The sequence below is a fragment of the Enterobacter cloacae complex sp. IR5422 genome, from assembly GCF_049238165.1.
Taxonomy (GTDB): Bacteria; Pseudomonadota; Gammaproteobacteria; order Enterobacterales; family Enterobacteriaceae; genus Enterobacter; species Enterobacter roggenkampii.
The window spans coordinates 84174-92710 of record NZ_JBMKHT010000017.1 but is presented as its reverse complement, the minus strand read 5'-3'; the positions used below and the strand labels follow the sequence as shown (position 1 = coordinate 92710).

Here is an 8537-nt window from a genome sequence, read left to right as displayed (position 1 = left end):
GTCTGGCGGCGTTTACTGGAAAACTCACTGTCGGCAAAAGTCAGTTGCTGGCTCATCCGGTTACTCATTCTGGGTTCAGGTTACAACACGATGATCTCACATCTCGGACTTATTCGCACCTTCCTTAGAGAAGTGACTTTTCTGCGATTGTTTTTTATTTATAATTAAAGACAGACATTGAATGATAGTCTACAGGAAGTCTTACTCATCAATGTGTGTATTGAGGGATGTCTAAAGCCAGAATACATCTATCGTTAATATAACAGCGCTATAAAACGAAGGCGGTCTTCTTTTCGCAGGATCGTTCTTGCTTTAATCTAAAAGGGATGGTTAGTGGCAACTTCAATAGTGTTAGTGACTCAGGATCGCTACCTTGTCAGGGGGATGCGGATATTTTTTCCGGATATTATCCTGCTCGATTCGATTGACAGAAACATATTTGATAACGGTGCAGATGAATATTCTGTATTGATTGATAGTCGTGCGCCGCTCCGTTTATATGATTACCTGATACGCCATCCGGCCAGAACGAAAAAAACGATTTGCTGCGTTATGCTTGATATGCGCCATCGCGAGGAGAATCTGCTCAGTATGAAGCTGTTTATGAACACGTCGCTGACGGCGCCGGACATGGCCTCGCTGTTTAACCTGGTGCTCAATATGAAGGGCCGTCGCCTGACCACGAAGTGGCTGCTGAATTTACGGCTGAGCACGCATGAAACGATCATGTTGCGGTTGCTGAGAGCAGGGATGTCAATGGAGGAGATTGCAGGCGAGCTGAATACGTCGGTGAAAAGTCTCTATCGCAAACGAATGGCGCTCTCGGAACGGCTGGGGGCGGAGAACTTCAACGAGGCGTGTTTGTTTATCTTCAAAAACAAACTGCTGGGCGCAGGTGGGAACGATCCCTGGGTTGGGGAGAGATCAAAAGCATAATTGCGGGCGGTATTCTGAGGTTTGAGAACGCTGGATGAGGACAACTTCCTGGCCTTGGGTTTGGATTTACTCTGGCTCAAAACGACACAAGGACGTTGTCATGGACACGATTGAAGAGTCTGGTCACCGCCACTGTAAGATATCTTCAACTATTTGATATAAATATAAATTTGACAAATATCGACAGGTAGCGATTTATCCGTCAAATTCAGTTAAACTTCGTCACATGTTTCAGTGAGTTATGGGATGGTTAGTAGAATGACCAGCGAAGAAGCACTTTTAAAATCAGGTTTTAGTAAACGAGATCTTCAAAAGCTAAAAAACAATATCGAGAATTACGGTGGTTCGTTTGATAGCGTAACTCATGATCTGGCCAATCGTTTTAAGGCAATGAAGTGGATAACTATTATTGCCTTTATCATACTGGCTTTAACTCTTTTACTTGCATCCAGGGATACAAGTCTGACACTTGCGCTCACGTTATTGATTGTACTACCTTTTATCTGGTATATAACGCCAGCAAAACTTGGCTACAAATCCTGGCGTTACCGTAAAATGCTGACTAATTCTGAGACGGGTCGCTGACGGACAACAGATCAAAAATAATCTTAGCTTTCACGCCGTAACCTGCTATTTTCATTGTAAGCTGCGGGCGGCTCAATGTGCTCACCTTTCGGTAATAGTCTGTGGGTAGATAACGAAACAGTCGCCAGGTACCAGGTCGCCGTAACAAGCCAAAAATGGTATACGCATTAGCGGCCAGTGAGATTGATTTGTAGACACCTAAACCATTCTCACGACTAAAGCCCATAAACTCAGCTGTAGACATCGCGGCATTCGCGACCAGCCCTTCACTGGTAGTGTTGTTCGTTGCGTAGCGAGCCACTTCTTTACTGATGCTGTTTGCCCCGTCAGTAACCAGAATCGCACCAGCAAGAACTCCGAGAGGGGTCATCGTGCCAATCAGTGTAAATCCTGCGGCTATTTCAGCACCGGCCAGGACAACACTAACTGCCGAGATAACATACCCAACAATTTTGTTATTCTCTCGGATGAACTCGACTTTCGCGTAAAGCTTCGCTGCCTTCGTTCGTAATAAACGAGCTTGTTCCAGGAGGTTATAGTTTTCTTCTCGAAGTATTTTAACGCAGTCCATGCATTCTTTATCTGATTTAGCCTGACGAGCTAGCGTAAACTGTTGTTCTATGAGGTCCCGAATTTCCTGAATGAACTTCATTCGAGTCAGACCATCGCTGAGATGAAAAGCCGACAGAGTGTTGGCTGTATTTACCAGTTTCCTGGCTTCCATATTCACCATCGTTTCCGCCCAGGCTTTATTTCTTCCACCTGATTGCATCATGTTAAGCAATGCTGCATCCATTGTAATTCCTCTCAATTGCTTTACCGGCGTCTGTTTAGACTGATAAACGGCTCCCTCTGACTGCCATGCGTGCCAACGCATGCACAATATAGTAGCAATGTGGTTACGGGGTCTGAAGCAGAAGTCGCTTTTTGCAGCTACACACCTCGGCCTACTAGACGGCTTTCACCGGGCATCACCGAAAGTATCAGGCCAGATTTTTGCTCAATGGCATCAATGAGAAGCCCGTTCTCGCTTGAGTGGCCGCTGTAGTAGGGAAAGGGCAACACCAGCGGAAAGCCAGCCGTTTTTGTCGGGAATTTCACCATCAATCAGGCCGGATGTGCAGCACGACTGGACGTTTTCGGAGGCCCTGGGCAATCCGGCATGTGTCCACTGTATAGTAGGTGCCGTTTCGGTCTTTGGTAGGCTTTATCATAATGCCCATTTTGTACCACCGGGAAGCGGGGCCGGAGGAAAGATAAGAGGGGTAACTACTGATAAACCAACAAGTTGTTGACTCAGAAAGCAAAAACCCGCCACGAGGGCGGGTTTTTTGAATAGTGGTGCCCGGACTCGGAATCGAACCAAGGACACGGGGATTTTCAATCCCCTGCTCTACCGACTGAGCTATCCGGGCAACGGGGCGCATTAAACCCGATCTGCCCGGTGTCGTCAACGAAAAATGTTGTTTTCGTTACGGACTGCGCAATCTCTCACCATTTCGCCGCATCCTTAAGCGAAAAAGTGCGTCCAGAGCGCGGAGAGCGGCATGGCGAGCAGCAGCGCGGGCAGCATGTTCACCACGGCAAACATCTTAATCCCACAGATGCGCAGCCCTGTTGCCAGCAGCAGCAGGCCGCCGACGGCGGTAAAGTCTGCCATCATCGCCGGCGTAGTGAGCGGGAGAATTAACGTGGCGCAGGTAGCCAGTGCCAGCTGGATAAGCAGCATCGGCACGCAAATCGCCGCGACGGCAATGCCGAGCGTGGTGGCAAAAATAGTGGCGGTGAAGAAATCCAGAAACGCTTTTGCAATTAAAATGCTCGGGTCGCCCGTCATCCCTTCCTGCATCGAACCGAAAATCCCGGTGCCGCTGGCGCAAAACAGAATAATGATGGCGACGTAGTTCTGAATAAACGTCTCGTGCGTGCCGTGCTTCGCCTTGCCCGGTCGGGCTATCAGGTTTTTGGCTTTGCCTACCGCATTATTGATGCCTTTTTCCAGATAGCAAAACTCGCCAATCAGCGCGCCGAGCAGGGTGGCCAACACCATCACCGGCAGGTTGGCGCATTTGACCACTAACAGAATACCGATCCCTAACGAGGCCAGGCCGAATATCGAGGGCATGGATGAGCGGATACGCTCCGGCAGCCGCTGGCTCAGCACTGCGCCGAGTACGCCGCCCAGCAATACGGCTCCTGCGTTGATAAATGGCCCGATAACCACGCTTAACTCCTGTTATTTAATCATTGATATTGCATTATTATGGCACGTCAGCGCTGCGCGGGCCTTAGCTTTGGGTGATATACGTGCATACTGATTCCTTCTTGCACCTCAAAATAAAAGGTGACATTATTGCGCGAATTTTCTCCTCCCTGTCTCACCGTTCGGTGAGGGTAATTGCGCTTATGAAAACCATGAAAATCGCCGTCAGCCGCGAGCTGCTCTCAACGGTGTCTACGCATCGCGAAAAGGTGACGCTGGACAGCACGGATTTCACCGATGTGGCAGCCGTCGTCATGACGACGACAGAGAGTCGCAGCGGCATCCTTGCCTTGCTGAAACGCACGGGCTTTCATTTACCGGTGTTTATTTTCTCTCAGGAGCCAACGGAGGTGCCTGACGGCGCCACCGCGGTCATCTCGGGTAAAGCTCAGGAGTTTCTGGAACTGGAGACTGCTGCCAGCCGTTACGAAGAGAACCTGCTGCCGCCGTTTTTCGACACCCTGAGTCAGTATGTGGAGATGGGCAACAGCACTTTCGCCTGTCCGGGCCACCAGCACGGCGCGTTTTTCAAAAAGCATCCGGCAGGGCGGCAGTTCTATGATTTCTTCGGTGAGAACGTGTTCCGCGCGGACATGTGCAACGCCGACGTGAAGCTGGGCGATCTGCTGATCCACGAAGGGTCCGCCAAGCATGCGCAAAAGTTTGCGGCGAAAGTCTTCAACGCGGATAAAACCTACTTCATGCTGAACGGCACGTCGGCGGCCAACAAGGTGGTGACCAACGCGCTGCTCACCCGCGGCGATCTGGTGCTGTTCGACCGCAACAACCATAAATCTAACCACCACGGGGCGCTGATCCAGGCGGGCGCCACGCCGGTTTACCTTGAGGCCGCACGTAACCCGTTTGGCTTTATTGGCGGGATTGACGACCACTGCTTTGACGACGCGTATCTGCGGGACCTGATCCGCGAGGCGGCGCCGGAGAAGGCCGACGAGGCGCGTCCGTTCCGCCTGGCGATCATTCAGCTAGGCACCTACGACGGGACGATCTACAACGCCCGTCAGGTGATCGACAAGATCGGCCATCTGTGCGACTACATTCTCTTTGACTCCGCCTGGGTAGGCTACGAGCAGTTTATTCCGATGATGGCGGAAACGTCCCCGCTCTTGCTGGAACTGAACGAGAACGATCCGGGCATTTTCGTGACCCAGTCGGTGCACAAACAGCAGGCCGGATTCTCGCAAACCTCGCAGATCCATAAAAAGGATAACCATATCCGCGGCCAAGCGCGTTTCTGCCCGCACAAGCGGCTGAACAACGCCTTTATGCTGCATGCCTCCACCAGCCCGTTTTACCCGCTGTTCGCGGCGCTGGATGTCAATGCGAAAATCCACGAAGGGGAAAGCGGGCGCAGGCTGTGGGCCGAGTGTGTGGAGCTGGGCATTGAGGCGCGCAAGGCCATCATCGCCAACTGCCATATGATCAAACCGTTTATCCCACCGGTGGTGGCGGGGCGGCCGTGGCAGGATCATCCGACGCACGCCATTGCCAGCGAGCTGCGCTTCTTCAGCTTCGAGCCGGGGGCCAAATGGCACGGATTTGAGGGCTATGCGAGCGAGCAGTACTTTGTTGACCCGTGCAAGCTGCTGCTGACCACGCCGGGCATTGATGCCGAAACCGGGGAGTACACCGATTTCGGGATCCCGGCGACGATTCTGGCGCACTACCTGCGTGAAAACGGCATCGTGCCGGAAAAATGCGACCTTAACTCGATCCTGTTCCTGCTGACGCCTGCCGAAAGCAGCGAGAAGCTGGCTCAGCTGGTGGCAATGCTGGGGCAGTTTGAACAGCATATTGAAGACGACACCCCGCTGGCCGACGTACTGCCGACGATCTTCCAGAAATACCCGGTGCGCTACCGGGATTATACCCTTCGCCAGCTGTGTCAGGAGATGCACGATCTCTACGTCAGCTTCGACGTGAAGGATTTGCAGAAGGCGATGTTCCGCAAGGAGAGCCTGCCTGAGGTGCTGATGAACCCGCAGGATGCCAATCAGGCGTATATTCGCGGGAACGTGGAGCTGGTTCGCATACGGGATGCCGAAGGGCGTATTGCTGCCGAAGGGGCGCTGCCCTATCCGCCGGGCGTGCTGTGCGTGGTGCCGGGTGAAGTCTGGGGCGGGGCGGTACAGCGTTACTTCCTGGCGCTGGAGGAGGGCATCAACCTGCTGCCGGGCTTCTCGCCGGAGCTGCAGGGCGTGTACAGCGAGAAGGATGCCGACGGGATTAAGCGGCTGTATGGATATGTGTTGAAGTAGACTCTCCCCCGAACGTAGGCCGGGTAAGCGTTAGCGCCACCCGGCGATTTGCCCGGTGGCGCAAGCTTACCGGGCCTACAATACAGCTTCAGGCTTCTGCGCGCCGGTACATCCTCCTCGGGTGCCCAATCTTGCCGTACAGCATCTCCACCGTCAGAAAACCCGCCTCCACGCAGTGCTCCAGATAGCGACGGGTGGTGGTTTTACTCAGTCCCGTCTCGCTCACCACTTCATCCACGGTAAAGCTGTGCGTTGCCTTGTCGTTAAACAGCGACTGCACCCGCGCCAGGGTATTTTCCTCAATGCCCTTGCTGCCGTTGTCCTGGCGGTAGTTTTTCGCCTGAAGCTGATAGAGCGAATCGACGTTCTGCTGGTCGACAATCTTCCAGACGCGCTGCTGTTCGGCAAACTGCACAAACCGCTCCAGCGACTGGCTGAGCCGCTTCCAGGAGACGGGTTTGAGGATGTAGTCGAACGCGCCGTTGCGGATCGCCTGGCTGCAGGTGTCCATATCGCTGGCGGCAGTAATAAAAATGACCGAGCAGTTGGCGCGGGCCAGCATGGGGTTATTGATCAGCGAGATCCCTTTGCCGTCCGGCAGATAGTTATCCAGCAGCACCAGCTGCGGCTGTTTGCTTACAAGCTCTGCCTGGGCCGCAGCCAGCGACGAGGCAATGCCCACCAGCCTCAGACGCGGATGCTTGCTTATCAGCTCCGCGTGCAGTTGCGCCAGCTCGTTCTCGTCTTCAACAATCAGTACGTCGATAAGTTCATGTTGCATAGTCGGTGTCTTCCAGTTGCCGGGCGGTTCCCGTGACCGGGATAAACAGGGAGAAAATGGCGCCGCGCGGGATATTATCGGCAACTTCTATCGCGCCGCCAGCCTGTGTGACATAGCTTTCGATCAGATACAGACCAATCCCATGATCGCCGCGCGTTTTGGTGGTGATGCCGCGCTCAAAGATCCGCTCACGGATCTCCGGCTTGATGCCAACGCCCTGGTCGGCCACTTCAATAATCAGCTCCTGTTCGCTGAGCTTTATCAGCACCTCCACCGGCGCGTGGGGAAGCGGCGACCGCTGCGTCGCTTCGATAGCGTTATCCAGCAGATTGCCAATAATCGAAATCAGCTCTTGTTCCCCCAACGGCAGGAACGGCCTGTCCAGCCGACAGGCCGGGTCGAAACTCAGCTCGACCCCTTTCTCCCGCGCGCGGGCGGCTTTCCCCAGCAGCAGGCCGCACAGGGTCGGGGAGCTGAAGCGCGAAGAGATAAAGTCCAGCAGCTCCTGAGCGTGTTCAGACTGCGCCTGAATGTAGCCAATCGCCTCCTCATAGCGGCCCATATGCAGCAGACCGGAGAGGGTGGTCATCCGGTTTAACTGCTCATGACGCATGATGCGAAGGTTATCGACGTAGCGTTTGACCTGGCTGAGCTGGGCGCTCAGCGAGTCGATCTCGTTGCGATCGCGGAAGGTGATCACCCAGCCCTGCAGCGACCCCTCAAGCATGATGTGGACCCGGCTGGCAATCACCGTGAGATCGTTAAAACGGCAAATCTCATCATGGGTATCTTTCGCCAGCATCGTCTGCGTGTCGAAGAACGGGACCGGATCGATCACCTGGCTTATCAGCTGCCCGCGCAGCTCGCGGGCCGGCTGGCTCAGCCCCAGCAGCTTGCGCGCCGCCTGGTTGATGACTTCAATCCGCCTTTGATCGTCAATGGCAATTACGCCTTCATAAATAGACTCCATCAGCGCCTTCTGCTGGCGCACCAGCAGGCCGATCTCGCGCGGCTCAAGGGAGAAGATCTGCTTCTTAATACTGCGGGTAAAGAACCAGGAGAAGATAAAGAGAGCAATCAGCAGCAGCACCGCGGCAATCAGGATATTGACCACTTTACTGACGGTAATGGTGTCCAGGTAGCTGGTGAGATAGCCGACCGAAACAATGCCGACCACCTGTCCGGCAGCGTTGAAGATGGGGGCCTTACTGCGCAGCGAAATACCCAACCCGCCTTTGCGGATGGTGGTGGTGCTTTTACCCTGCAATACGGCTTCGTTGTCACCGCCTACCAGCGTGGTGCCCACTCTGTCGGCGAAGACGGAGTGAAAAAGATGCTGGCCCTTATTATCACCAATCACAATAAAGCTGGCGTCACTGTGCGCAGAAATCTTCTGCATAAAATCATGGATGGCGGCGATATTCTTTTGTTCAACTTCATGTCGCAATGTTGGAATAAGCGCAATCTCTTCAGCCTGTATTTTGGCGCGCGTGCTCATTTCCTGATAAAGCTGTTTCCCGACATCGGCATAATAATATCCGCCCAGTAACGCAAAAAGCACTGAGAAAAAGGCAACCAGCGAAATAAACAGCTTTATCTGGAAAGAGACTTTCATAACTCTCACGCAAGGTAGCGACAAAGAACGCCAATATATCATCTTTTTTCACGCGGACGTCCGCTTTGCCGAAAACTT

7 protein-coding genes and 1 tRNA gene are annotated in these 8537 nt (G+C 53.5%); 3 read left to right on the top strand and 5 right to left on the bottom strand.

The window, feature by feature from the left end; genetic code table 11:
- Positions 1–384 precede the first annotated feature (384 nt).
- Positions 385–936 carry a LuxR C-terminal-related transcriptional regulator gene (locus tag ACOTXT_RS10895; protein ID WP_044597653.1) on the top strand — a complete coding sequence of 184 codons (552 nt, stop codon included), beginning with the start codon at positions 385–387 and terminating at the stop codon, positions 934–936.
- A gap of 258 nt (positions 937–1194) precedes the next feature.
- Complete coding sequence (locus tag ACOTXT_RS10890) at positions 1195–1521, top strand: hypothetical protein (RefSeq protein WP_039265473.1); 327 nt, start codon at positions 1195–1197, stop codon at positions 1519–1521.
- Here ACOTXT_RS10890 and ACOTXT_RS10885 read toward each other — a convergent pair.
- From ACOTXT_RS10885 to ACOTXT_RS10875, 3 genes are all read right to left on the bottom strand, one after another.
- On the bottom strand, positions 1499–2317 hold the full coding sequence (locus tag ACOTXT_RS10885; protein WP_023326053.1) for a DUF4225 domain-containing protein: 819 nt from the start codon (positions 2315–2317) through the stop codon (positions 1499–1501). The genes ACOTXT_RS10890 and ACOTXT_RS10885 overlap by 23 nt on opposite strands.
- A gap of 543 nt (positions 2318–2860) precedes the next feature.
- Positions 2861–2936, bottom strand: a tRNA-Phe gene (locus tag ACOTXT_RS10880).
- Positions 2937–3031: 95 nt separating this feature from the next.
- Positions 3032–3745 (bottom strand): DUF554 domain-containing protein, encoded by a 714-nt coding sequence (locus ACOTXT_RS10875; protein ID WP_008499781.1) that lies wholly within the window; start codon positions 3743–3745, stop codon positions 3032–3034.
- Positions 3746–3927: 182 nt separating this feature from the next.
- On the opposite strand from ACOTXT_RS10875, the gene ACOTXT_RS10870 reads away from it, so the two are divergent.
- The gene (locus tag ACOTXT_RS10870) at positions 3928–6063 is read left to right on the top strand and encodes an ornithine decarboxylase (RefSeq protein WP_421625312.1); all 2136 of its coding nucleotides are present in this window, start codon (positions 3928–3930) and stop codon (positions 6061–6063) included.
- Between the two features lie 88 nt (positions 6064–6151).
- Here ACOTXT_RS10870 and ACOTXT_RS10865 read toward each other — a convergent pair whose 3' ends face one another.
- Both ACOTXT_RS10865 and ACOTXT_RS10860 read right to left on the bottom strand, forming a co-directional pair.
- Positions 6152–6844: a response regulator gene (locus ACOTXT_RS10865; RefSeq protein ID WP_333164700.1), complete on the bottom strand. Its 693-nt coding sequence runs from the start codon at positions 6842–6844 to the stop codon at positions 6152–6154.
- Positions 6834–8459 carry a sensor histidine kinase gene (locus ACOTXT_RS10860; RefSeq protein WP_333164697.1) on the bottom strand — a complete coding sequence of 542 codons (1626 nt, stop codon included), beginning with the start codon at positions 8457–8459 and terminating at the stop codon, positions 6834–6836. The genes ACOTXT_RS10865 and ACOTXT_RS10860 overlap by 11 nt, the downstream gene beginning before the upstream one ends.
- Between the last annotated feature and the right edge of the window lie 78 nt (positions 8460–8537).

What these genes read in the sequence shown, in the direction of transcription:
- ACOTXT_RS10895 (WP_044597653.1), top strand. Translation starts at nt 385, where the DNA reads ATGCGGATATTTTTTCCGGATATTATCCTGCTCGATTCGATTGACAGA.
- ACOTXT_RS10890 (WP_039265473.1), top strand. Translation starts at nt 1,195, where the DNA reads ATGACCAGCGAAGAAGCACTTTTAAAATCAGGTTTTAGTAAACGAGAT.
- ACOTXT_RS10885 (WP_023326053.1), bottom strand. Translation starts at nt 2,317, where the DNA reads ATGGATGCAGCATTGCTTAACATGATGCAATCAGGTGGAAGAAATAAA.
- ACOTXT_RS10870 (WP_421625312.1), top strand. Translation starts at nt 3,928, where the DNA reads ATGAAAACCATGAAAATCGCCGTCAGCCGCGAGCTGCTCTCAACGGTG.
- ACOTXT_RS10865 (WP_333164700.1), bottom strand. Translation starts at nt 6,844, where the DNA reads ATGCAACATGAACTTATCGACGTACTGATTGTTGAAGACGAGAACGAG.
- ACOTXT_RS10860 (WP_333164697.1), bottom strand. Translation starts at nt 8,459, where the DNA reads ATGAAAGTCTCTTTCCAGATAAAGCTGTTTATTTCGCTGGTTGCCTTT.